The organism is Roseivivax sp. THAF30 (assembly GCF_009363575.1).
GTDB classification, from domain to species: domain Bacteria; phylum Pseudomonadota; class Alphaproteobacteria; order Rhodobacterales; family Rhodobacteraceae; genus Roseivivax; species Roseivivax halotolerans.
Genome location: NZ_CP045389.1, coordinates 3,546,253 through 3,570,021, shown reverse-complemented (window position 1 = coordinate 3,570,021; position 23,769 = coordinate 3,546,253). Strand labels below are relative to the sequence as shown.

24 protein-coding genes are annotated in these 23,769 nt (G+C 65.1%); 15 read left to right on the top strand and 9 right to left on the bottom strand.

Annotated elements, in window-relative coordinates; all coding sequences use genetic code 11:
* Positions 1-106: 106 nt before the first annotated feature.
* The 8 genes from FIU91_RS17280 to dxs all read left to right on the top strand — a co-directional run bounded on the left by FIU91_RS17280 (position 107) and on the right by dxs (position 7,477).
* The gene (locus FIU91_RS17280) at positions 107-541 is read left to right on the top strand and encodes a universal stress protein (protein WP_152463415.1); all 435 of its coding nucleotides are present in this window, start codon (positions 107-109) and stop codon (positions 539-541) included.
* A 12-nt stretch (positions 542-553) separates the two neighbouring features.
* The gene (locus FIU91_RS17275) at positions 554-2,086 is read left to right on the top strand and encodes a sodium:alanine symporter family protein (protein WP_152463414.1); all 1,533 of its coding nucleotides are present in this window, start codon (positions 554-556) and stop codon (positions 2,084-2,086) included.
* Positions 2,087-2,154: 68 nt separating this feature from the next.
* The gene (gene fmt / locus FIU91_RS17270; protein WP_152463413.1) at positions 2,155-3,072 is read left to right on the top strand and encodes a methionyl-tRNA formyltransferase; all 918 of its coding nucleotides are present in this window, start codon (positions 2,155-2,157) and stop codon (positions 3,070-3,072) included.
* Positions 3,073-3,078: 6 nt separating this feature from the next.
* A complete protein-coding gene (locus FIU91_RS17265; protein WP_152463412.1) occupies positions 3,079-3,315 on the top strand; it encodes a hypothetical protein in 237 nt (78 codons plus the stop codon).
* A 158-nt stretch (positions 3,316-3,473) separates the two neighbouring features.
* Positions 3,474-4,400, top strand: coding sequence for a histone deacetylase family protein (locus FIU91_RS17260; RefSeq protein ID WP_152463411.1), 927 nt, complete (start codon positions 3,474-3,476; stop codon positions 4,398-4,400).
* Positions 4,397-4,645 (top strand): exodeoxyribonuclease VII small subunit, encoded by a 249-nt coding sequence (locus FIU91_RS17255; RefSeq protein WP_093008958.1) that lies wholly within the window; start codon positions 4,397-4,399, stop codon positions 4,643-4,645. The genes FIU91_RS17260 and FIU91_RS17255 overlap by 4 nt, the downstream gene beginning before the upstream one ends.
* A gap of 6 nt (positions 4,646-4,651) precedes the next feature.
* Positions 4,652-5,515 carry a polyprenyl synthetase family protein gene (locus FIU91_RS17250; RefSeq protein ID WP_152463410.1) on the top strand — a complete coding sequence of 288 codons (864 nt, stop codon included), beginning with the start codon at positions 4,652-4,654 and terminating at the stop codon, positions 5,513-5,515.
* A 36-nt stretch (positions 5,516-5,551) separates the two neighbouring features.
* On the top strand, positions 5,552-7,477 hold the full coding sequence (gene dxs, locus FIU91_RS17245; RefSeq protein ID WP_152463409.1) for a 1-deoxy-D-xylulose-5-phosphate synthase: 1,926 nt from the start codon (positions 5,552-5,554) through the stop codon (positions 7,475-7,477).
* A 139-nt stretch (positions 7,478-7,616) separates the two neighbouring features.
* On the opposite strand, the gene FIU91_RS17240 is transcribed toward dxs, so the two are convergent.
* Positions 7,617-8,489 carry an SDR family oxidoreductase gene (locus tag FIU91_RS17240; RefSeq protein WP_152463408.1) on the bottom strand — a complete coding sequence of 291 codons (873 nt, stop codon included), beginning with the start codon at positions 8,487-8,489 and terminating at the stop codon, positions 7,617-7,619.
* Positions 8,490-8,614: 125 nt separating this feature from the next.
* Here FIU91_RS17240 and FIU91_RS17235 point away from each other — a divergent pair, with 125 nt between their 5' ends.
* A complete protein-coding gene (locus FIU91_RS17235; protein WP_152463407.1) occupies positions 8,615-9,124 on the top strand; it encodes a lytic transglycosylase domain-containing protein in 510 nt (169 codons plus the stop codon).
* Between the two features lie 3 nt (positions 9,125-9,127).
* Here FIU91_RS17235 and FIU91_RS17230 read toward each other — a convergent pair whose 3' ends face one another.
* On the bottom strand, positions 9,128-10,387 hold the full coding sequence (locus tag FIU91_RS17230; protein WP_152463406.1) for an FAD-dependent monooxygenase: 1,260 nt from the start codon (positions 10,385-10,387) through the stop codon (positions 9,128-9,130).
* Positions 10,388-10,432: 45 nt separating this feature from the next.
* Between FIU91_RS17230 and FIU91_RS17225 the strand changes: the two genes are divergently transcribed.
* From FIU91_RS17225 to FIU91_RS17205, 5 genes are all read left to right on the top strand, one after another.
* The gene (locus tag FIU91_RS17225; protein ID WP_152463405.1) at positions 10,433-11,764 is read left to right on the top strand and encodes an amidase; all 1,332 of its coding nucleotides are present in this window, start codon (positions 10,433-10,435) and stop codon (positions 11,762-11,764) included.
* A 135-nt stretch (positions 11,765-11,899) separates the two neighbouring features.
* Complete coding sequence (locus FIU91_RS17220) at positions 11,900-13,078, top strand: aminotransferase class I/II-fold pyridoxal phosphate-dependent enzyme (RefSeq protein WP_093008951.1); 1,179 nt, start codon at positions 11,900-11,902, stop codon at positions 13,076-13,078.
* A gap of 36 nt (positions 13,079-13,114) precedes the next feature.
* Positions 13,115-16,117, top strand: a complete 3,003-nt coding sequence (locus tag FIU91_RS17215) for a DNA translocase FtsK (protein WP_152463404.1) — start codon at positions 13,115-13,117, stop codon at positions 16,115-16,117.
* Between the two features lie 59 nt (positions 16,118-16,176).
* Positions 16,177-16,818 (top strand): exopolysaccharide biosynthesis protein, encoded by a 642-nt coding sequence (locus FIU91_RS17210; RefSeq protein WP_093008949.1) that lies wholly within the window; start codon positions 16,177-16,179, stop codon positions 16,816-16,818.
* 80 nt (positions 16,819-16,898) lie between these two features.
* Complete coding sequence (locus tag FIU91_RS17205) at positions 16,899-17,495, top strand: outer membrane lipoprotein carrier protein LolA (protein WP_152463403.1); 597 nt, start codon at positions 16,899-16,901, stop codon at positions 17,493-17,495.
* A 60-nt stretch (positions 17,496-17,555) separates the two neighbouring features.
* On the opposite strand, the gene FIU91_RS17200 is transcribed toward FIU91_RS17205, so the two are convergent.
* The gene (locus FIU91_RS17200; protein WP_152463402.1) at positions 17,556-18,146 is read right to left on the bottom strand and encodes a lytic transglycosylase; all 591 of its coding nucleotides are present in this window, start codon (positions 18,144-18,146) and stop codon (positions 17,556-17,558) included.
* 253 nt (positions 18,147-18,399) lie between these two features.
* Between FIU91_RS17200 and hspQ the strand changes: the two genes are divergently transcribed.
* Positions 18,400-18,726, top strand: coding sequence for a heat shock protein HspQ (gene hspQ / locus FIU91_RS17195; RefSeq protein WP_093008946.1), 327 nt, complete (start codon positions 18,400-18,402; stop codon positions 18,724-18,726).
* A 7-nt stretch (positions 18,727-18,733) separates the two neighbouring features.
* Here hspQ and FIU91_RS17190 read toward each other — a convergent pair whose 3' ends face one another.
* The 6 genes from FIU91_RS17190 to FIU91_RS17165 form a co-directional block, all read right to left on the bottom strand.
* Positions 18,734-19,768 carry a low specificity L-threonine aldolase gene (locus tag FIU91_RS17190; protein WP_152463401.1) on the bottom strand — a complete coding sequence of 345 codons (1,035 nt, stop codon included), beginning with the start codon at positions 19,766-19,768 and terminating at the stop codon, positions 18,734-18,736.
* Between the two features lie 13 nt (positions 19,769-19,781).
* A complete protein-coding gene (locus FIU91_RS17185; protein WP_093008944.1) occupies positions 19,782-20,258 on the bottom strand; it encodes a YcgN family cysteine cluster protein in 477 nt (158 codons plus the stop codon).
* The gene (locus FIU91_RS17180) at positions 20,255-21,187 is read right to left on the bottom strand and encodes a bifunctional riboflavin kinase/FAD synthetase (RefSeq protein ID WP_152463400.1); all 933 of its coding nucleotides are present in this window, start codon (positions 21,185-21,187) and stop codon (positions 20,255-20,257) included. The genes FIU91_RS17185 and FIU91_RS17180 overlap by 4 nt, the downstream gene beginning before the upstream one ends.
* A 44-nt stretch (positions 21,188-21,231) precedes the next feature.
* Positions 21,232-21,675 carry a MaoC family dehydratase gene (locus tag FIU91_RS17175; RefSeq protein ID WP_093008942.1) on the bottom strand — a complete coding sequence of 148 codons (444 nt, stop codon included), beginning with the start codon at positions 21,673-21,675 and terminating at the stop codon, positions 21,232-21,234.
* 112 nt (positions 21,676-21,787) lie between these two features.
* Positions 21,788-22,660 (bottom strand): TIGR01459 family HAD-type hydrolase, encoded by an 873-nt coding sequence (locus tag FIU91_RS17170; protein WP_152463399.1) that lies wholly within the window; start codon positions 22,658-22,660, stop codon positions 21,788-21,790.
* Between the two features lie 133 nt (positions 22,661-22,793).
* A complete protein-coding gene (locus FIU91_RS17165; RefSeq protein ID WP_152463398.1) occupies positions 22,794-23,714 on the bottom strand; it encodes a manganese-dependent inorganic pyrophosphatase in 921 nt (306 codons plus the stop codon).
* Positions 23,715-23,769: the final 55 nt, after the last annotated feature.

The window sequence follows — 23,769 nt, the reverse complement described above, 5'->3', positions numbered from 1 at the left end:
GGCCGCTCTTGCGTTCCGTGCGTCATGCGTTGGGAAAACAATTCTTTGGCCGCACTTCACATCTGCGCTAGCTGAACTCCATTGTTCCCACAGCCGGAGCCTTCCCATGTCAGATCCATTCATCGTCGGCTATGACGGCAGCCCCGCTTCGGATCGGGCGCTCGATGTCGCCATCGCGCAAGCGGTCGAAGCCTCCACGCCGATCATTCTTGTCCATGTTCTCGAATGGTCGCCGTATTCGTTTCTGACGCAGGAAGAGCTGGCCGAGCGCCACCGCCGCCGCAAGGAAGAGCTGGCCCGCGCCGAAAGCGCCGTGGTCACGCCAGCGCTCGAACGGGTCTCGGGACACGGCGTCGAGGTGTCGCCCGTGATCCGCTACGGCCATTCCGCCGAGATCCTGGTCGAGCTCGCCAAGTCCGAGAAAGCCCGGCAGATCTTCGTCGGTCGCGATGGCTCTTCGGCCTTCAAGGCCCGTCTTTTCGGCTCCACCGCCGCAACGCTGGTCCAGGTCTCGCCTGTGCCCTGCACCATCGTTCCCTGAAGGAGCCAGACCATGTCAGTCATCTCTCGCATCTTCGTTTTCTTCGCCGCGCTCCTCGCGGCCACGGGCGCGCAGGCGCAATCGCTCGACGAGACCATCAACGGCCTCTTCGAAAGCTCGACGGGCTGGTACGTGAACCTGATATTTGCGAACTTTCCCGGCACCGAGGTGCCGTGGATCGTCGGCTGGCTGGTGATCGGCGCGGTGGTCTTCTCGCTTTATTTCGGCTTCGTGCAGTTTCGCTGGGTGGGACATTCGATCCGCCTTGTGAAAGGCGATTATTCCGACCCGAACGATGCCGGTGAGGTCAGCCATTTCCAGGCGCTCGCGACCGCCCTCTCGGGCACGGTCGGACTCGGGAATATCGCGGGCGTCGCCGTGGCGATGAGCATCGGCGGGCCCGGCGCGATGTTCTGGATGATCCTTGCGGGTCTTCTGGGCATGGCGACGAAATTCACCGAGTGCACGCTTGGCGTGAAATATCGCAACGAGTTCCCGGACGGCAGCGTCTCGGGCGGGCCGATGTATTACCTCACCAAGGGGTTCAAGGAACGCGGCCTTCCCGGCGGCACCTTCCTTGCCGTGGGCTTTTCGGTCTTCACGTTGCTCGGCGCCCTCGGCGGCGGCAACATGTTCCAGGTCAACCAGGCGCACCAGCAGATCTCTGGCGTCGTAGGGGAATATCCCGGCTGGATCACCGGCATCGTCTTCGCGGTGATCGTCGGTGTCGTCATCATCGGCGGTCTTAAATCCATCGCCCGTGTCACGGAGAAGGTCGTGCCCTTCATGGGCATCCTCTACGTCCTTGCGGCGCTCGTCATCATCCTCGCCAATTTCGATCAGATCGGCATCGCCTTCAGCCGCATCATCGAAGGGGCGTTCACCGGGCTCGGTGTCGCCGGCGGCATGGTCGGGGCGCTGATCCAGGGCTTCCGGCGCGCCGCCTTCTCGAACGAGGCGGGCATCGGCTCGGCGGCCATCGCCCACTCGGCGGTGAAAACCAAGGAGCCGATCACCGAGGGCTTCGTCGCGCTTCTCGAGCCCTTCATCGACACGGTCGTGATCTGCACCATGACCGCGCTTGTCATCATCATCTCCGATCAACTCGTCACCGATCCCGAGACCGGGCTCTTCGTGGTCGAGAACGGTCAGATCGTGACCCAGACGGGGGCAACGGGTGTCGCGCTGACCTCGGACGCCTTCGCGACGGCGTTCTCCTGGTTCCCGATCGTGCTGGCCGTCGCGGTGGTGCTCTTTGCCTTCTCGACGATGCTGAGCTGGTCTTATTACGGCCTCAAGGCCTGGACCTTCCTCTTCGGCGAAGGCAAGGGCAAGGAGCTCGTCTTCAAGGCGATCTTCTGCTTCTTCGTCGTGATCGGAGCGGCGGCGAGCCTGGATCCGGTCATCGCCTTCTCCGATGCGGCGCTCTTCTCGATGGCGATCTTCAACGTGATCGGGCTCTACTTCCTGATGCCGCTGGTGAAGCAGGAGCTTCGGAAATATTCCGAGAAGCTGCGCTCGGGCGAGATCCGCAAGGTGAAGTGAGGCCACCCTTTTCCTGATCCGCCCGGCGCGATAAGCCGGGTGGGACAGACAAAAGGAGTTGGTGCGCGATGCGCGTCGTATTCATGGGCACGCCGGACTTTTCGGTTCCGGTCCTGGAGGCGCTGGCGGCGGCCGGACACGAGATCGCCGCGGTCTATTGCCAGCCGCCCCGGCCCGCCGGGCGTGGCAAGAAAGACCGGCCGACCCCGGTCCACGCGCGCGCACTCGAACTTGGGCTGGAGGTGCGCCACCCGGCATCCTTGAAGGGCGCTGACGAGCAGGCGGCCTTTGCCGCGCTCGAGGCCCAGGTCGCGGTGGTCGTCGCCTACGGGCTGATCCTGCCCCAGCCGGTCCTCGATGCGCCGGATTACGGCTGCCTCAACATCCATGCATCCCTCCTGCCTCGCTGGCGCGGGGCCGCGCCCATCCAGCGCGCGATCCTCGCAGGCGACCGGATGACCGGCATCGCCGTGATGCAGATGGAAGCGGGTCTCGATACCGGCCCCGTTCTCATGGCCGAGGCGACCGAGATCGCAGCGGAGGAGACAAGCGAGACCCTGCACGACCGGCTGTCGGAGATGGGCGCGCGGATGATCGTCGACACGCTTTCGAGGCTGCCCACGCTCACCCCTGAACCGCAGCCCGACGAGGGCGTGATCTACGCGACCAAGATCGAGAAATCGGAGGCCCGTATCGATTGGACGCGGCCCGCCCGTATCGTCGATCGGCAGATCCGCGCGCTTGCCCCCTTTCCCGGTGCCTGGACCGAGGCGCGTGGCGAGCGGCTGAAACTTCTCGGGAGCCGGATGTCGGACGGGGAGGGCGCGCCGGGCGAAGTCCTGGGCGGGCCCGGCCTCCGCGTCGCCTGCGGCGATGGCGCGATCGAAGTTACGCGCTTGCAGAAGGCAGGACGCGGTGCGCAGGATGCCGATGCGTTCCTGCGCGGGGCAGGTCTTGTCCCGGGCGATCGGCTCGGAGAGGAGTGAGGCGAGGTGTTCCCAACCCTGATCGGCACCGTGGTGATCGCGGGCATCGTCGGATACCTCTCGGAGCGGTCCAGCTTCACGCACAACGGTGTGCTTGCCAGCGTCATCATCTGCGTCGGCGGCGCGTTCCTGTTCTATTTCGTCTCGATCATGTTCGGCATCGGTTTTGGCCGACAGGGCTGGAACGCGATTCTGGCTTCGGTTGGCGCGCTCATCATCGTGCCGACCCACTGGCGGCGCTAGCGCGTCCGGTCCCGGGGCATCGAGCCCCGGACCCGGCCGGCGAGAGCCAGCTCTCGCGCTCTCGCGGTATTTGTCCCAATCCAAAGGGGCGCCGGTCACCGGGTTGCCAGCGGCGCCGTTTCGCGGTTTGTTCGAGCCCGTTCAGGAAAGGATGCGCCTTGGTCACTGCCCTTCTCACCCATGACGCCGCATTGCATCACGTCACGCCCGAAGGTCATCCCGAGCGGGTGGCGCGGATCGAGCATCTCCTGCATGCGCTGGCCGCCTTCCCGCTGATGCGCGTGCCCGCGCCCTTGGCGGAGGACAGCGATATCGAGCGCTGCCATCCGCCGAGCTATATCGGCTCGCTCGAGAGCCATCTGCCGTCGCGGGGCTTGCATCAGGTCGATGGGGATACCTGGCTGTCGCCGGGATCGCTCGATGCGGCGCGGCGCGCGGCGGGGGGGATCGTGAAGGCCATCGACATGGTACTGGACGGCGAGGTCGCCAATGCCTTCGTTGCGATGCGCCCGCCCGGCCATCACGCGGAGCGGACGACGGCGATGGGCTTCTGCCTGTTCGGGACCGCGGCAATCGGTGCGAAATACGCGCTCGAGACGCGGGGTCTTTCGCGCGTGGCGGTCGTCGATTTCGACGTGCATCACGGCAATGGCACTCAGGATCTTCTATGGCACGAGAGGCGGGCGCTGACGATCACCTCGCACCAGTCGCCGCTCTGGCCCGGCACCGGCGCGTCGCACGAGACCGGAGCCCATGACAACGTGCTGAACCTGCCGCTGCCGCCCGGGAGCGACGGGTCGCGGATGCGCGAGGTCTACGAGGACCGGGTCTTCCCGCGGCTGCGGGAGTTCGCCCCCGACCTCATCATCCTGTCGGCAGGGTTCGATGCCCATGCCGACGATCCGCTGGCCAACCTGAATTGGCAGACCGAGGATTTCCGCTGGCTGACCGAGCGGCTTTGCGCGCTGGCCAGCGAGGTCTGCGGCGGCCGCGTGGTCTCGACACTCGAGGGCGGCTATGATCTTCAGGCGCTGTCCGAGGCCGGGGCGGCGCATGTGCGCGCATTGATGGAGGCAGGCGAATGAGCGACGAAGGCAAGCCCGTCGAAGAGATGAGTTTCGAGGAAGCGATGCGCGCACTTGAAGAGGTCGTGGGGCAACTCGAACGCGGGGACGTGCCGCTCGAGCAGTCGATCGCGCTTTACGAACGCGGTGCGAAGCTCAAGAAGCGTTGCGAGCAGAAGCTGAAAGAGGCCGAGGAAAAGGTCGCGGCGATCACGCTCGACGCCGAGGGCCAGCCCAAGGGGACGACCCCGGTCGAGGGGCTCTGACCTCGCATGTTCGAGGCCGGACTGACGGAGGCGCAGACCCGGATCCAGGGCGGGTTCGACAGGCTTTTCGAGGCCCGCGCGGATCTGCCGCTTCACCGCGGGATGGCCTATGCCACGCGCGGCGGTAAACGCCTGCGCGGCTATCTCGCACTTGAAGGCGCGCGGCTGCACGGCGCGAACGATGCGCTGAATGCCGCGCTCGCCATCGAGGCCGTGCATGCCTACAGCCTCGTTCATGACGATCTGCCGGCGATGGATGACGATGATCTGCGGCGCGGTCAGCCGACCGTGCATCGAAAATGGGACGAGGCGACCGCGATCCTGGTGGGGGACGGTCTGCAGGCGCTGGGCTTCGAGCTCTGCCTTGCGCCCGAGGCGCATCCCGATCCGTCGGTGCGTGCGGATCTCGCCCTGAGCCTCGCACGTGCGAGCGGGGCGGAGGGCATGGTTCTGGGCCAGGCGCTCGATATTGCCGCCGAGAGCGCGGGCACGCCGCTCGACCTCGAGGAGATCACGGCCCTCCAGGCGGGCAAGACCGGCGCGCTCATTCGCTGGGCCGCGGAAGCGGGTCCGCGCCTTGCCGGGGCTGATCCCGCGCCGATGCGGGCCTATGCCGATGCGCTGGGTCTCGCTTTCCAGATTGCTGATGACATCCTCGACATCGAGGGCGACGCAGCGGCGATGGGCAAGGCGGCGGGCAAGGATGCCGATCGGGGCAAGGCCACCTTCGTCTCGCTCCTGGGGCTGGGTGGCGCGAAGGCGCGCGCGGCCGAGCTGGTGGACAGCGCCGAGACGGCCCTATCTGACTACGGCAAGGAGGCACGCGGCTTGATCGAGGCCGCCCGCTTCGTTATCGCCCGGAAAGCCTGATCCATTCCGGGCAGACCGAACCAGATGTGAGTGACGATGTCCGACCGCCCCCAAACACCGCTGCTTGACCGCGTCCATACACCGGCAGACCTCAAGGCCTTCTCTGATACCGAGCTCCGACAGGTGGCAGACGAATTGCGCGCCGAGACGATCTCGGCCGTCTCCGAGACGGGCGGGCATCTCGGCGCGGGGCTTGGCGTCGTGGAACTGTCCGTCGCGCTGCACGCGGTCTGGGATGCGCCGCGGGACAAGATCGTCTGGGATGTGAGCCATCAGAGCTATCCGCACAAGATCCTCACGGGGCGGCGCGACCGTATCCGCACGCTGCGTCAGAAGGACGGGCTGTCGGGCTTCACCAAGCGTTCCGAAAGCCCCTACGATCCGTTCGGGGCGGCCCACAGTTCGACGTCGATTTCAGCGAGCCTGGGGTTCGCGGTGGCGCGCGATTTGAACGGCGCGTCCGAGACGGGGCATGGCGATGCCATCGCGGTCATCGGTGATGGCGCGATGTCGGCGGGCATGGCCTACGAGGCGATGAACCATGCCGGCCACCTCGGCAAACGGCTGATCGTGATCCTGAACGACAACGAAATGTCCATCGCGCCGCCCGTGGGAGCGATGTCGTCCTATCTCTCGCGGCTCTATGCCGAGGCGCCGTTCCATTCCCTGAAGGATGTCGCCAAGGGAGCGGTGAGCTTTCTGCCGGAGCCATTCCGCGAAGGGGCCAGGCGGGCCAAGGACATGATCAAGGGCATGGCCGTCGGAGGCACGCTCTTCGAGGCGCTCGGCTTTTCCTATATCGGGCCCATCGACGGGCATGACATGGAAAGCCTGCTGCCGGTCCTGAGGACCGTGAAGGCGCGGGCGGATGGGCCGATCCTCATTCATTGCATCACCAAGAAGGGCAAGGGCTACGCGCCCGCTGAAGGTCGCCCGGACCGGGGCCATGCGACGGCGAAATTCGACGTGAGCTCGGGCGAGCAGAAGAAGGCGGCCTCCAATGCACCGGCCTATACCAAGGTCTTCGGTCAGACCTTGGTGGAGCTTGCCGAGGAGGACAGCCGGATCTGCGCGGTGACAGCGGCGATGCCGGATGGGACCGGGCTCAACCTGATGGCCGAGCGGTTTCCGTCGCGCTGCTTCGACGTGGGTATCGCCGAGCAGCACGGCGTGACCTTCTGCGCGGGCCTCGCCGCGGGCGGGATGCGGCCGTTCGCGGCGATCTATTCGACCTTCCTGCAGCGCGGCTTCGACCAGGTCGTGCATGACGTCGCGATCCAGCGGCTGCCCGTGCGTTTTGCCATCGACCGGGCAGGGCTCGTCGGGGCGGATGGGGCGACCCATGCGGGCAGCTACGATGTGGCATATCTGGCCAATCTGCCGGGCTTCACCGTGATGGCCGCGGCGGACGAGGCCGAGCTCAAGCACATGGTCGCGACAGCCGCGGCGCATGACGAGGGGCCGATCGCCTTCCGCTACCCGCGCGGCGAGGGCATGGGTGTGGAGATGCCCGAACGGGGAGAAATCCTCGAGATCGGCAAGGGCCGGATGATCCGCGAGGGCGCACGCGTCGCGATCCTGTCCTACGGGGCGCGGCTCAAGGAAGTGTTGCAGGCCGCGGAGGCTCTGGAGGCGCGGGGCATCCATCCGACGATCGCCGATGCGCGCTTTGCGAAACCGCTCGACTGCGAACTGATCCTCGGCCTTGCGCGGGATCACGAGGCACTCGTGACGATCGAGGAAGGCGCGATCGGCGGCTTCGGAAGCCATGTCGCGCAGCTGCTGGCCGAGGAAGGCGTGTTCGATACCGGTCTGAAATACCGCTCCATGGTGCTGCCGGATACGTTCATCGACCAGGCGAGCCCGGCGGACATGTATGCCGTCGCAAGACTGAACGCATCCGATATCGAGGCGAAAGTTCTCGACGTCCTGGGTGTTGCGCGCATGGAAAAGCGCGCCTGATACAGCGGTCCCGCGCGTGCCGCGCGGGGCATGTCTGGCCCGCTGATCGTGCCGATCATCGGGCAGGGAAGGGGGCGCGGCCCCCTCTTGGCGGCGGGGCCGCCAATTCACCCCCGCGGTATTTGTCCCAACCCAAAGATCAGGGCGTGCCGCTGTCCCCTTCGGTCTCGCGCAAGAGGGCGGCGAGGCCTTCGCGGTAGGTCGGGTAGCGCATTTCAAGGTCAAGCATGTGCTTCACCTTCTCGTTCGATGTGCGTTTGTTATCGGCATAGAAGCTGCGGGCCATGGGGCTCATGTCGGCTTCGTCGAAGGGGACTTCGGGCGGGATCGGCAGGCCGAGGAGTTCGGCGGCATGGGCGATCACGTCCTGTGGCGGGGCGGGTTCGTCATCGCAGACATTGAAGGCCTCGCCCGGGGTCGGATGTGCGATCGAGGCTTCCAGCACGCGGGCGATGTCCTCCACATGGGTACGCGAGAAAACCTGTCCGGGTTTGACCACCCGCTGTGCGCGTCCCTCGCGGACCTTGGCGAACGGGCCGCGGCCCGGCCCGTAGATGCCAGCAAGGCGGAAAATGTGGAGCGGCAGGCCGGGTATCGCGGCCCAGTCGGCTTCGGCTTTCACGCGCGCGCGCCCGCGCCGGCTATGGGCATTGAGAGGTGCCCTCTCGTCGATCCACGCGCCGTCCGCATCGCCGTAGACGCCGGTGGTGGAAAGATAGCCCGCCCAGCGGATATTTGGTGCCCGCGCGGCGATGGTGTCGCGTGCGAGCGCAAGGGCCGGATCGCCCTCGTCGCCTGGGGCGGCGGACATCAGGAGATGATCGGCGCGGGCCAAGGCCCGCTCGACCGCTTCGCGGTCCCAGAGAATCGGCTCGATCCCGGTCTCGGCGAGCGAGCCCAGCTTATCGGGATCGCGGGTCGTGCCGATCACGGTCCAGCCTTGCGGCAAAAGCCGCGCTGCCAGCGCGCGCGCGGAATAGCCGTGACCCAGTGAAAGAAGCGTGCCTGTCATGGTCGCGAAACTGGCGCGCGCCCGCGCATTTGGCAAGGGATGGGCGGCGCCCCGCCTACCGCGCAAGGCCGGGGTCGCGCGAATCATGGGCAGAGGGCACAAGCGATGCAGTTCAACAATTCCGGATGACGGATATGCTTCGTTTCGCCTTGGCTCTTTTACTCGGTTCCGTTCTGTCTGCCTGTTCTCTTCCCGACCTTGGATCGACCGAGCGGCTGCAATTCGCCGCTGCGCCCGACCCGGTCGACAGCTACAATCCGCCGCTTCATCCGAACGAGACCGAAGAGCTGCGTGCGCTGATCAACGAATATGCCGACTATTATCAGGTTCCGCGCAAGCTGGTGCATCGCGTCGTCATTCGCGAGAGCACGCATCGGCCCTGGGCGCGGAACGGGCCGTATTACGGTCTCATGCAAATCCTGCCCGCGACCGCACGAACAATGGGCTTCCGCGGCGCGCCCGAGGATCTCCTGGATGCGGAGACGAACCTCAAATACGCGGTGAAATACCTGCGCGGCGCCTGGCTTTTGTCGGACGGCGATCACGGCACTGCGGTCAGCTGGTATGCGCGCGGTTACTACTACGAGGCCAAGCGGCAGGGCATGCTCGTCGAGACCGGGCTGCGCCCGGGCTGAGGATCAGCGCTCGCGGGCCATGAGTTCGGGCAACTCGCCCGAAAGGCCTGCCGCCTCGCGCATGAAGGCCCGGCGCAGACCGGGCGCGGCATTGACCGCCTGCATGCCGAGATCGCGGATCGCCCGAAGCGCCGCGCTGTCGTTCGAGAAGAGGCGGTTGAAGAGATCGGTCGCGAGCCCGAGGCTTGCCGTGTCGAAGCGCCGCCACCGCGCGTAGCGGTCCAGAACCTGAGGCGCACCGATATCCTCGCCCCTGCGGCGGGCGGAGGACAGAACGTCCGCCAGCGTCGCGACATCTTTCAGACCTGCATTGAGGCCTTGTCCCGCGATCGGATGCACGCCGTGCGCGGCATCGCCAACGAGCGCGAGGCGGGGCGCGGTGAGGCTGTCGGCCAGCGTCAGGTTCAGAGGATAGCTGTAGCGCGCGCCGGCGAGTGAAACCTCGCCGAGGAAATCCCCGAAACGGGGTCGCAGGACGGTCAGGTAATCCTCTTCGGACAAGGCGTTGATGTCTTCCGCAAGGCCGCGGCGCTCGCTCCAGACGATGGAGGAGCGGTTGCCGGTCAGTGGCAGGATCGCGAGCGGACCGGAGGGCAGGAAGAGCTGGTGGGCGGTGCCGCCATGATCCCGCTCATGGGCAATGGCGCAGACAAGCGCGGTCTGGGGGTAGTCCCATCCCGTGCGCGTGATGCCGGCGCGGCGGGCGGTGCCGCTCTGGCGGCCATCGGCGGCGATCACGAGGGGAGCGGTGATGTCAAGTCCATCCTCAAGCGTCAGCGTCGCGCCATGTTCCGCCGCGCTTTGGTTCGTGACGCGCGTGCCGGTGCGGTGGTCGATTCCCTGCGCGGCGTCCAGCGCATCGAGCATAGCCGCGCGCAGGTGCCGGTCCTCGACCATGTGGCCCATCGGCCCTTCCTCGAGTTCCGCGCTGTCGAACTCGAGACCAAGAGCGACCGAGGCATCGCCGACGCGCCCGTCGGTCACCTTGATCCGGTGCATCGGCTGGCTATTGGGGCCGAGCACGTCCCAGAGCCCGAGATTCGTCAGGAGACGCTTCGACGTCAGCGCGAGCGCATAGGACCGTCCGTCGAAATCGGGCGCGCGGTGGGTCTCCGCCGGGGCGGCATCCAGCAAGGTGACGCCAAAGCCCGCATGGGCCAGCGCTAGGGCCAGCGTGCCACCGGCAAGGCCGCCGCCGATTATGGCGATATCGCAATCCATCTTCATGGGGCGAAATATGCTCTCGTGCGCGGCATTGTCCATGAGGCGTCCCGCCGCTAGCGTCTCGAAAGGTCAACGGAGGACGGCATGAGCGATTGGACGGAGATGAACGCCCTTGCGTTGGGCGACGGCATCGGGCGCGGTGAGATCGACGCGGCCAAGCTGACGGAGACCTTTCTGGAGAAGATCGACGAACACCCGCTGCGTGACCGGATCTATGCGCGCGTGACCGCGGATCGCGCCCGCGCGGAAGCGAAGGCGGCGGCGGAGCGCGCGCGCATCGGGCGGCGGCGCTCTCGTCTCGACGGCGTGCCGGTGAGCTGGAAGGATCTGTTCGACACGGCCGGGATCGCGACGGAGGCGGGCTCTGCCATGCTGGCGGGACGAGTGCCCTCTGCGGATGCGCGCGTGCTGCGGAACGGTGCCGCGATGGGGCTCGTCTGCCTTGGCAAGACGCATATGTCCGAGCTCGCATTTTCGGGGCTGGGGTTGAACCCGGTGACGGCCACACCGCCTTGCGTGAACGATCAAGCTGCCGTTCCGGGGGGATCTTCGTCGGGAGCAGCGGCTTCGGTCGCGTTCGGGCTCGCCGCCGCGGCCATCGGATCGGATACCGGCGGATCGGTCCGCGTGCCCTCGGCATGGAATGACCTTGTGGGGCTCAAGACGACCTCGGGGCGGCTGCCCCTCGAAGGTGTGGTGCCGCTGGCGAAAGGGTTCGACACGGTCGGGCCGCTCTGCCGCGACGTCGCCGATGCGGCGGCGCTCTTCGCGGCGCTGGACGGCGTGCAGCCGCCGGTGCCGGGGAGGGCAGGGGGCCTTTCAGGACGGCGCTTCGCCCGGCTTCGCACGATCGTGGAAGACGATCTCTCACCGGCAATCGCCGAGGCCTACGAGGCCGCGCTCGCGAAGCTTGGGGCGGCGGGCGCAGAGATCGTGGATTTCGACTTTCCCGCGCTTGAAGGTCCGATGGGCGATGCGGGCGTTCTCTACACCGCTGAGGCCTGGGCGGAATGGGGCGCGCTCATCGACGAGAAGGGCGATCTGATGTTCGGCGCGGTGCGGTCGCGCTTCGCAGCGGGCAAAGAGGTTGCGGCGGCGACCTTTCTGCGGGCGGTCGAGCGGATGAAGGCCGTGCGCGCGGAATGGGCGCGGGCTACTGCCGGCGTCGATGCGGTGCTCTGCCCCACGACGCCGAACTTGCCGCCCGAGGCGGAGCGGCTGATGACGGATGGCGAGTATTATGTGTCGGAGAACCTTCGCACCCTCAGGAATACGCGCGTCGGCAACCTCATGGGTCTGGCGGGGGTGAGCCTGCCGACGGGCACACCCTCGGCGGGGCTTTTGCTCAATGGCGCGCCTTGGGGCGAGTCGCGCCTTTTGCGCGTTGCGGCAGAGACAGAACGCGCCCTTGCATAGACTTTTCTGTCAATGCGGATTTCCTGCCACAGCTCCTTGAGAGTTCTGGGAATTTCTGGACGACCCTCCCCCTGACAGGGTATCGTCCCCTCAAAGCGGGGCAGGAACGATCCCGCATTCACGAGGCAGTCGAGCATGTTTCCCGAACGGTTTTCGGACCTTCCGGCCTATGCGTTTCCGCGCCTTCGGGCGCTTCTCGACGCGTATGAGCCCGGCGGGCCGGTCGTCCACATGACGATCGGTGAGCCGCGCCACGCCTTCCCGGATTGGGTGGGCGAGGTGCTTGCGCGACATGTGAACGAGTTCTCGCGCTATCCCGTGAACGAAGGCAGCGAAGAGCTACGCCGCGCGATCACCGATTGGCTGGGTCGCCGCTATGGCGTCGATCTCGACCCTGAAACCCGCGTCATGGCGCTGAACGGCACGCGGGAAGGGCTCTACAACGCGGCGATGGCGCTTTGCCCCGAGACGAAGGGTGGCAAGCAGCCTGTGATCCTGACGCCGAACCCGTTCTATCAGGTCTACGCGGTCGCGGCTCTTTCGGTGAACGCAGAGGCTGTCTACGTGCCCGCCACGGCCGAGACCGGGCATCTGCCCGATTACGCGGGCCTGCCGCGCGACGTGCTGGAGCGCACCGCGCTGTGCTACATCTGCTCGCCAGCGAACCCGCAGGGCGCGGTGGCCGATCGCGCCTATTGGGAGCGGCTCATTGGCCTGGCCGAAGAACACGATTTCCAGATCCTCGCGGACGAGTGCTATTCCGAGATCTACCGCGACGTGCCGCCGATCGGCGCGCTCGAGGTGGCGCGCGACATGGGCGTCAGCCCCGAACGGGTCGTCGTGTTTCATTCGCTCTCCAAGCGGTCGAACCTGCCGGGCCTGCGCTCCGGCTTCGTCGCGGGCGGTCCCGAGAGCATCGCGCGCATTCGCCAGCTTCGTGCCTATTCCGGCGCACCTCTGCCGATGCCGCTTCAGCGCGTGGCGGAAAAGGTCTGGGCGGATGAAGCGCATGTCGAAGAGAGCCGTCGGCTTTACGTCGAGAAATTCGATATTGCCGATCGCGTGTTCGAAGGCATCGACGGCGCCGGGGCACCCGAGGCCGGGTTTTTCCTATGGCTGCCTGTCGAGGATGGCGAGGCGGCGGCGCTGAAGCTTTGGCGCGACACGGGCGTTCGGGTTTTGCCCGGCGCCTATCTCTCCCGGGAGACGCCTTCGGGCAATCCGGGAACAGGGTATATCCGGGCGGCGATGGTCGCCCCGAGAGACGAGATGCAGGACGGGCTCGAGAGATTGCGCGCCTGCCTCTACGATTGAGTGCATAATTACAAAAGACCGAAGACGAGGCGAGGAATGGCATATCCGGCACGGGGACGCGAACCGCTCTTTGACAGCGACATGCAGGCGGCGATCGAGAAACGGAGCAAGGAGCTTGTGGGCCTTGCCCTGGTATTGGTGGGGCTGATGGCCGCCGCGATGATCGGCTCCTACTCGCCGGACGATCCGTCCTGGTTCTCTTCGACGGATGCGCCCGTGCAGAACTGGATGGGCCGGTTCGGGGCCGCCGTTGCGGCACCGCTCTACATGATCGTCGGGCGCGGCGCCTGGGCGATCGCTGCGGTGCTGATCGTCTGGGGCCTGCGGCTCGTTCTTCATCGCGGCGAGGAGCGCGCGGTCTCCCGCGCCCTTTTCGCGCCGATCTGGATTGCCCTCATGTCGATCTTTGCGGCAGGCCAGCTCCCCGGCGACGGCTGGAGCCACAGTTTCGGAATGGGCGGACTTTTCGGCGATATGGCGATGGGATCGGTTCTGACCTTCCTGCCGCTGGGCGCGGGGGCATCGCTCAAGCTTGCCATGCTGGTCTTCGGGCTTGGCGTCCTTGCGTTCGGCGCGTTCGTTCTCGGCTTTACGCGTGATGAGCTGGCGCGCGGAGCGCAGCTGGCGCTCGTCGGTGTGGTCATGGCCTACGCCGGGCTTCTGAAAGTATTCGGCAAAGGCGCAGCCGGCGCCGTGCGCGGTGCGCGTGCGATGCAGGCGGCGCAGGATGCGCGCCGTGCGGCGCGTGCCGAAGAGGCCGAGTATGCACAGGTTTGGGCGGAGCCGCGTGCCGCCGCTGCTCCCGCGGCTGCATCAGCCGGGCAGCGCGTCGTGCGTGCCGAGCCGAGCCTGACCGCCCGGCGTCCCGCGCCCTCCGTTCAAGCCCAGGCGCATCCGGCACATGCCGCGCCTGCAACCGAAAAGTCCGGTGGTTTCCTCTCGAGGCTCATGCCGCGCAGCCAGCCCGAAGATCTCGAACCCGAGCTGATCGAACCCGATCTCGCGCCGGATGCCGCCATGCCCGAAACCGCGCGGGTCAGCGCGAAGATCTCGGACGCGGTGAAGGCCAAGCTGCGCCGTGTGCCCGAAGCACGCATCGCCGAGGAGATGCCGCTCACCAAGGGTCGTGGCCGAGGCCCCGATCCTCTGATCTACACGCCCGCACCGGTCGGTTTGCGCGCCGAGCCGCCGCTTACCGCGCGTTCCGGCGCGCCTGCGGCGCCCGAGGCACCGGCAGCGCCCGCACCCGCCGCGGAGCCCGCGCGCATTTCGAGCCGCGCCGCGCCGCGCACCGATGAGGTGCCCGAGGATCGCTTCATCGCGGTCGAGGACGACGAGGACGATGCGGACAGCGATTTTTCGGCCTATGCCGAAGCGTCCGCGCCTGCCTTCGAACGTCCGGCGATGCCCGCCGCGCAGCCGAAAAAGGTCGTTCAGACGCCGCAGCGCAAACCCGTGCAGCCGTCGCGTCGCGCGCAGGAAGAGGCGCAGCCGCGCCTCTCCTTCGAGGACAACCAGACAGATTTCGAACTCCCGCCCCTGTCGCTTCTGATGAACCCCGAACGGATCGAACGGCTGCACCTCTCGGATGAAGCGCTCGAAGAGAACGCGAGGATGCTGGAGACCGTGCTCGACGATTACGGCGTGAAAGGCGAGATCGTCAGCGTGCGTCCCGGCCCTGTCGTGACAATGTACGAGCTGGAGCCCGCGCCGGGACTCAAGGCCTCCCGCGTGATCGGTCTTGCCGATGACATCGCGCGGTCGATGTCGGCGCTCTCCGCGCGAGTCTCGACCGTGCCGGGCCGCAGCGTGATCGGGATCGAACTGCCGAACGACAACCGAGAGATGGTGTCCTTCCGCGAGATCCTCTCCTCGCGCTCCTACGGGGACGGCAACCAACGCCTGCCGCTCGCGCTCGGCAAGGATATCGGCGGCGATCCGATGGTCGCGAACCTCGCCAAGATGCCGCACCTGCTGATCGCGGGTACGACGGGTTCGGGTAAGTCGGTGGCGATCAACACGATGATCCTGTCGCTTCTCTACAAGCTCACGCCCGAGGATCTGCGGCTGGTGATGATCGACCCAAAGATGCTGGAACTCAGCGTTTATGACGGCATCCCGCACCTGCTGAGCCCGGTTGTGACCGACCCCAAGAAAGCGGTCGTCGCGCTGAAATGGGTCGTCGGTGAGATGGAAGACCGGTACCGCAAGATGTCCAAGATGGGCGTGCGGAACATCGACGGCTATAACGGCCGGGTCGAGGACGCCCAGAAGAAGGGCGAGATGTTCTCCCGGACGGTCCAGACGGGCTTTGACGACGAGACCGGTGAGCCGGTTTTCGAGACCGAGGAATTCGAGCCCAAGAAGATGCCCTATATCGTCGTCATCGTCGACGAGATGGCCGACCTGATGATGGTCGCGGGCAAGGAGATCGAAGCCTGCATCCAACGCCTCGCGCAGATGGCACGGGCCTCGGGCATCCACCTCATCATGGCGACGCAGCGTCCCTCGGTCGATGTCATCACCGGCACGATCAAGGCGAACTTCCCGACGCGCATCTCTTTCCAGGTGACGTCGAAAATCGACAGCCGCACGATCTTGGGCGAGATGGGCGCCGAGCAGCTTCTGGGGCAGGGCGACATGCTCTACATGGCGGGCGGTGCGAAGATCACCCGCTGTCATGGCCCGTTCGTCTCGGACGAGGAGGTCGAGGAGGTGGTGAATCACCTCAAGGCCTTTGGTCCGCCCTCCTATGTCGGCGGCGTGGTCGAAGGGCCGGAAGACGACAAGGCGGACAATATCGACGCGGTTCTCGGCCTCAATACCGGCGGGAATACCGGCGGAGAGGACGCCCTTTACGACGAGGCGGTGGGCATCGTCATCAAGGATCGCAAGTGTTCGACCTCCTATATCCAGCGCAAGCTCGGCATCGGATACAACAAGGCCGCGCGGCTCGTGGAGCAGATGGAGGATCAGGGCGTCGTCTCCTCGGCGAACCACGTCGGCAAGCGCGAGATCCTGGTGCCGGAACAGCAGTGATCGGGCCCGACGGCTCCGCCGCTCCGGAACCCCTCACGCAAGCGTGACGTTGGGCCTGCATGTCAGGGGCCGACGCGACAGAACAGATCAAGGCATTCGCCGCGCCGGGTGGCTCGGAGGTGTGCGATGTCGTGAACCATCTTCGCGATCGCGTGTCGCAAGAAGATGAGACGCGCAAGACCGTGACCGTGGGCGATGTCGTCGAGGCCATCGGCGAGCGCGGCTTCGGGCCGGTCTTTCTGATTCTCTCGGCGCTCATCCTGACGCCGCTCGGAGGCGTGCCGGGTGTGCCGACCTTCACGGCCGCGATCATGACTTTCGCTGCCCTGCATATGCTGTTCGGCAGCGATCATATCTGGACGCCGCGCATCATCCGCCGCCAAAACGTGCCCGATAGACGTCTCTGCGCCGCGCTCGACCGGATCGAGCCTGTCGCCGCGCGGATGGATCGCTGGTTCGGACAGAGAATGAGCATGCTGGCAGGCAAAGCGGCTCGCAAGGTCGCGGCGGTCTTCATCCTTGCCCTCTGCGCGACGGTTCCGCCGCTCGAGCTTGTGCCCTTCGCGGGGATCATCCCGATGATCGGGATCTTCATCTTCGGGCTTGCGATCACCGCCCGCGATGGTGCGGTCATGTTCCTCGCGATTTGCGCGGCGGTTCCGGCGTTGATTGGCGGGCCGTTGCTGCTTTTATCACAATGAAATCACGCGCTATCGCATATCAGGCCGCCTCGGCCCATATCGGATCTCAGAACGACACGATGCAAAGAGGATCATACGCCATGCGTTTCACCGGTTTCATCGCGGCCCTTGGTATCGGGCTTCTTTCCGCAGGCCAGGCGGCGGCGGATAAGCTGTCGCTGAACGAGGTCTCGAACTACCTCAACGGGATCCGCACGGCAGCGAGCGATTTCACCCAGATCAACGGCGACGGCACGATCTCGACAGGTGAGCTTGCGCTATCCCGGCCGGGCAAGATGCGCTTCGACTACAATCCGCCCGAGCAGGCGCTTGTGATGGCGGGGCGGGGCACGGTCGTCATCATCGACAAGAAAGTCGGCGGGGTGCCCGAGACCTATCCGCTGAACCAGACACCGCTGTCGATCATCCTGGCGCAGAACGTCAATCTCGCGCAGCAAGGCATGGTCGTGGGCCACAGCTTCGATGGCACCGCGACCACCGTGACCGCGCGCGATCCCCGGCGACCCGAATACGGCACGATCCAGATGAAGTTCACCGACAATCCGGTGGAACTCAAGCAATGGGTCGTCACCGATCAGAACGGGCAGACGACCACCGTCGTGCTGGGCGCGTTGCAGAAGCAAGAGCTGCCGAACTCGCTGTTCAACATCGACCGGGCGGTTGCGGAGGCCAATTAAGCGAGATCGCGACGTCTGCCGGAGCGCCTTCATGGGCGGTCCGGCAGCCATTTGATGCGTTCAGCGCGCGTAGCGGCATCCGACGAGCTGCGCTTGATAGGTCGTCGCGCGGGAGCCGACGGAATCGGCGACCCGCAACAGCCACGCTTTCGAATTGTAGCTGCCTCGGCGAAATCCGGCCCGGCCTTCGTGATAGGCAAGGTACTGGTTCCGGGCATCCCACATGGACAGCCCCAGCTCACGCTGCGATTGGGCCATATACCACCCCATGAAGTCGGTCGCATCGTTGATGTCGTCGCGGCGTGTACGGAAGCCGCCATGCTGCTCCTGGTACTCTTCCCAAGTGCCGTCGAGCGCCTGGCCGTAGCCGAAGGCAGAGCTTTGCCGGCCTACGGGGATCACGCCCAGCCGATACTGGAAGGGCGTCCGGGCATCGCCGATGAATTTGCTTTCCTGGTAGATCGTGGCCATCTGAACGTGAACGGGGACGCCCCATTTGCGTTCGGTGGCGCGGAAAGCGCGGGTGTAATGTGGGCGCTCGCGCAAGATTTCACAGGCATCGTCCAGATTGGACGGCGCGGTCTTCGGACCGCCGCCCCCGCAGGACGCCGCCAGCAACACGATCACAAGCGCGCGAAGGAAACTGCTCATTTGCCTCTCGCTCTGAATTGGCCGTTATCGGCTCTTGGCGTCCACTCTAGCGGAACACGGCGCGCGAGGAAATCACGAATGGGCCATAATTCGCCGCGCCTCTTGTAAACGGCGGCTTATCGCCCGACATGCGCTGAAAGCGAGTCCCGTTTGTCCGACTCACCTGCACAGAGTGTTTCCGGCGAAAATGGGGCGGAAAAATGGACAAACCGGCGTTGAAAGCGCTAGGTGTCAAGGGTAGAGGATCACGCCCATGAACACACAACGCGCCAAATACAAGCTCGGTCAGGTCGTACGGCACCGCAAGCATCCCTTCCGCGGCGTCGTGTTCGATGTCGATCCGGAGTTCGCGAATACCGAGGAATGGTACGAGTCCATCCCCGAGGAAAGCCGCCCGGTGAAGGACCAGCCGTTCTACCACCTGCTCGCGGAAAACGATCAGAGCTTCTACGTGGCTTATGTATCCGAGCAGAACCTCGTGGCGGATTATTCGGGCGAGCCGGTGGATCACCCCGACATCTCCGAGCTGTTCGGCCAGTTCCATGACGGCTCCTACGAGCCGCATTTTCAGATGAACTGAACCGGGCTCAGCCCGTGACGATCTCAAGGTATCTGTCGATCTGGTCCTCCGAGATGGACCAGTCACAGACATAGCGCGCCATGACTGGCTGATCCTGGTCGCCCGATTCCACGTCGTCCATGCAGTAGTAATAGGCTCCAGCCGCGAACGCCTTCGCATGGAGCTTTCGCGGCAGCTTGGCAAAGATCATGTTGACCTGCGGAGTGCCGGTGATCTCTGCCACGCCCGAGAGCCCGTCGAGGAGCCTCTTGGATTTGGCATTAGCTTCCCGCGCGAGATCCAGCCACAGATCGTCTTGGAGGTAACCCTGCATCTGCGCGGCGAGATAGCGGTGCTTGGAAAACAAGTGCCCACCCCGTTTGCGCCGCAGCTCGAATTCCCGCGCTTTCTCGGGATCGAAGAAAATCACGGCCTCTACCCCCATCAGCCCGTTCTTGGTGCCACCGAACACCGCGACATCGACCCCCGCCTTCCACGTCATCTCTGCCGGCGTGCAGTCTAGTGCGGCGCAGGCATTGGCGAACCGCGCGCCGTCGAGGTGCAGCGGCAGGCCGTAATCGCGGGCAACCGCGCTCAGCGCGGCGATGTCTTCCAGAGTATAGACATGACCTTTTTCCGTCGCCTGTGTGATCGACACGGCGCCGCGTTGCGCATTGTGAACCGCACGGCCCGACCGGTCGATCGCGGCGCGCAGATCGTCTGCATCGAGAAGGTCGCTGTCTCCCACGAGCCGCAGTTTCGCCCCACCGGTATAGAACTCGGGCGCGTTGCACTCGTCTTCCTCGATATGGGAGGGCGGCGTGCAGAAGATCGCATCGTAAGGCTTCACGTAGCTTGCCAGAGCAAGACTGTTGGCGGCTGTGCCGGTTGCCACGAGATATGCGGCGGCGTCGGGCGCCTCGAAAAGCGTGCGGAGGCGCTGGACAACCTCTTCGCTGAGCGGGTCGTTGCCGTAGGCCTTGGCCGGTCCGTGGTTCGCCCGTGCGAGCGCGTCGAGGATTTGCGGCGGCACGGGGCCGGAATTGTCGGATGCGAAGAACATGGGGGTGCGGCTTTCAGTTGGGCTCTTCGATGATATGGTCTTCCCATTCATCGCTATCGACTTCGAATTCGGGCACGGTCATATCGCGAACGGAGACGCCTGCCTCGTGCACGCTCTCGGGCGTGCCGGTCAGAAGCGGATGCCAGTCGTAGAGATCCCGACCCTCCCAGAGCAGGCGATAGGCGCAGGTGCGTGGCAGCCAGTAGGCGTGTTGTTCGATGGTCTTCGGGGTCAGGACGATACATTCGGGCACGAAGGAGTGCCGGATGTCGTATTGGCTGCAGCGGCAGGTCTCGTCATCGAAGAGACGGCAGGCGACGCGGGTCAGCGCGACCTCGCCCGTATCCTCGTCCTCCAGTTTGTTGAGGCAGCACTTGCCGCAGCCGTCGCAAAGCGCCTCCCACTCCGCAGGCGAGAGATCCTTGAGCGCCTTCCGCTCCCAGAACCGCTCGGTCAGGCCGTTCCGGTCGATCGGGTCTTTGTCGCTCATGCCGCCTCGAGGATCGCCCTGGCGCGGGCGCAATCGTCTTCCATTTGTGTGATCAACGTATCCAGACTGTCGAAATTCTCTTCGGGGCGCAGGAATTCCACGAGCGCGACCGAGACCTGCGCGCCGTAGAGGTCGCCTTTGAAATCGAACAGGAAGGTTTCGATATTGGCCTGGTTCTCACCGAACATCGGGCGCACGCCGATGGATGCCGCACCGCGATAGGTGCCTGTATGCGGCCCGGTCAGCACGTCGGCGAAGACGGCGTAAACGCCAAAGCGGGGCGGATGCAGCCCATCGATCGACATGTTCGCGGTGGGATAGCCAAGGTCGCGCCCGCGCTTCTCTCCGTGCAGGACGGGGCCTTCGATCCGGTGCCAATGGCCCAGCAGATCCTGCGCCGCCCTCGGGCGGCCCTCACTGAGTGCGCGGCGGATCGCGGTCGACGACACCTGCCGATCGCCCGCCTTCATGAGCGGCGCGATGGTGACACCGAAGCCCATCTTCGCCCCGAAGGCTTTCAGATCGTCTGCCGTGCCTGCGCGTCCTTTTCCGAAACAGAAATCCGCGCCAACAACAGCATGGGCAAGGCCGAGACCGTCGGCGAGCACGTCCTGCGCGAAAGCCTCGGGCGACAGGCTTGCCAGCGCGGCATCGAAGGGCAACTCGAACAGGGTCTCGACGCCGATCTTCTGCAGTCTCGACGCGCGGGCTGCCGCTGATGTCAGGCGAAACGGAGGCGCATCGGGCGCAAAATATTCACGCGGATGGGGCTCGAAGGTCAAAACGCCGAGGGGTGCGTCCGGTGCCGCCTCTCGCGCGATTTCCAGGACGGAACGATGTCCACGATGCACGCCGTCAAAATTCCCGATGGCGGCGCTTGCGCCGCGGGCGTCCTCGGGTATCCGGCGATGATCGCGAAAGATCCGCATGGGCCGCAATTAGCCCCGGAGCGGGGCCTCTGCAAGGCGCGGGTTCAGTCGAACTTGCGTGTTGGCGCGAGCACGGTCGCCTCGCCGATCAGAACCTTCTTGCCATCGACAGAGCAATGGCAATCGAGCGTCACGCGGCGCTTGCCGACCTCGATACCGGTGACCTTCACCTCGGCATGGACGAGATCGCCGGGCCGCACGGGCGCAAGGAACTTGAGCGTCTGGCTCATATAGACGGTGCCGTGACCGGGAAGCTGTTCGCCGATGACAGCCGAGACCAGCCCAGCGGTCAGCATTCCGTGGGCGATGCGACCGCCGAAGATCGTATCGCGCGCATAACCTTCGTCGAGATGGACAGGATTCCGGTCGGTTGAGACATCGGCGAATTTCTCGATATCGGCATCGGTGATCTCTTTCTGGAGATACCGGGTCATGCCCATCTCGATATCCTCGATGGGAATCGTGCCGCGCGGTTGATTATCCAACACTTCCGCCTCCGCGTCTTGTGTAAGTAATATTCCGCGACGCGTCGCGGCCTTTCGGGCAACAATATTACTTCGCGAGCGCAGAAATCAAGCGCCGCTTTGGTCGCAGAGGCCCTTAGCGCAGATAACCGATGGCAAAGCTTGGGGATATGCCTTCCTTCGCCAGATACGCCTTCAACGCATCGGAGTCGGGATCGGTGGTGGTGCGCGTCTCTTCAGAGGCAAGTCCACCGGAAATGAACAGTGAATCGAGATCTTCGCCCATCGCACCCGAGATATCGGTCTGCGGGCCATCCCCGATGGCCAAGATCCCTGAATTGCTCGGCGCTTCGCCCAGCTCGGCCAGCCGGTTGCGCGCAAGATCGTAGATCGGCGGATGCGGCTTGCCGAAATAGAGGCTTTCCCCGCCCATCTCGGTATAGAGCTTGGCGACCGCGCCCGCGCACCATTCGCGACTGTCGCCGCGGTCGACCACGATATCGGGATTGGCGCAAAGCAGCTTCAGGCCCTTCTGTTTGGCATAAAGGAGTTCGGGCCGGTTCACCGCGATATCCGCGTGCGGATCGAACGGGCCACAGCAGACGATACCCTCGGCGTCCTCAAGCGGGACTTGTTCGATCTCGACCGGGTTGTCGACGATGTGGAGGGGCGAGAAGAAGCTCTTGTCGTGATCCTCGCCCATGAACCAGACCTTGCGGCCAACCGCGCCCCGGTACATCGCCGCGCGGGCGGAATCTCCCGAGGTCGCGATCGTGTCCCAGGCATCGTCCGGCACGCCGAGCTTCGCGATCTGGCGCGCCACGCTGTCGCGAGGGCGCGGTGCGTTGGTAACGAGCACCACCTTGCCGCCCGTCGCGCGGAACGCCTGCAGCGCCGTGACCGCGTCGTCATAGGCCACGACGCCGTTATGAACGCAGCCCCAGAGATCGACGAACAACGCGTCATACCGCGCCGAGATGTCAGAGAGCTGGCGGATGATTTCGGTCATGAGGCGGCTCCTGTGGCGATGCGCCTATTGGTAGGGGGCGGGCCCGCGAATGGCTAGATGCCAAACGACGCCAATCATCCTCGGAGTTGATCCGAGGATGACGTGCTTTGAATTTTGGCTGCGCCGAACGCGCTTACGCCTTCAAATTCGGAATGATCTGCTTTTTCCGGCTCATGACGCCCGGCAGCACGACCGTGTCGCCGTCGACATTCGCACCGAAGCTTTTCTCGGCGATGGTCTTCACCCGGTTGTTCGGGATCAGCATCGTCGCCTCTTCCTTCAGGATGTCGACGACGAAGAGCGTCACCTCGTCCACGCCGTCCTCGACGCAGACATCGCTCATGGAGGCCATCAGGCTCTCCTTGCGCGACAGCACTTGCTCCGGCGCGGTGGTCTCGAGCACGGAGACGCGCAGCTTCACGCCGTCGACCTCGTATTCCTTGCTGTCCATGCGGATGAGCTCTGCATCCGAGAAGGCGGAGACATCGGATTTCGCCGCAAACATCTCGGCGGCATAGTCCGAAATATCGATGCCGAGATCCTTCGCCAGCTCATGCGCGATGGCCTTGTCTTCCTGCGTCGTCGTGGGCGAGCGGAACTCCAGCGTGTCGGACAGGATGCAGGTCAGCATCGCGCCTTTCACGTGCTTGGGCGCTTGCGCCATGTCCTTGCCGATCATCTTCCACATGATCGTGGCGGTGCAGGCCAGAGGCTCGATACGGATATCGATGGGGCCCTTGGTCTCGAGGCCGCCGACCAGCTTGTGATGGTCGATGATCCCGCGAATGTCGGCGGAGTTGATGTTCTCGGGCAGCTCGGCGGGGTTGTTCGTGTCCACGATCACGACCGGAGCACCTTCCTCCAGCTTGCCCAGAACGCGCGGCATCGTGAGGCCCCAGCGCTCCAGCATGAAGGCGGCCTCGGTGTTGGGCTCGCCCAAGAGGACGGGCTCGGCTGTCTCGCCCTTGATTTCACTGAGATACCACGCCCAGATGATCGGGCTGCCGGTGGAGTCGGTGTCGGGCGATTTGTGGCCGAAAACCTGGATGGTCATGGAATGTCCTCGTTTGACGCAACGTATGTCGCGCGCCTTATAGGAGGGCGCGATC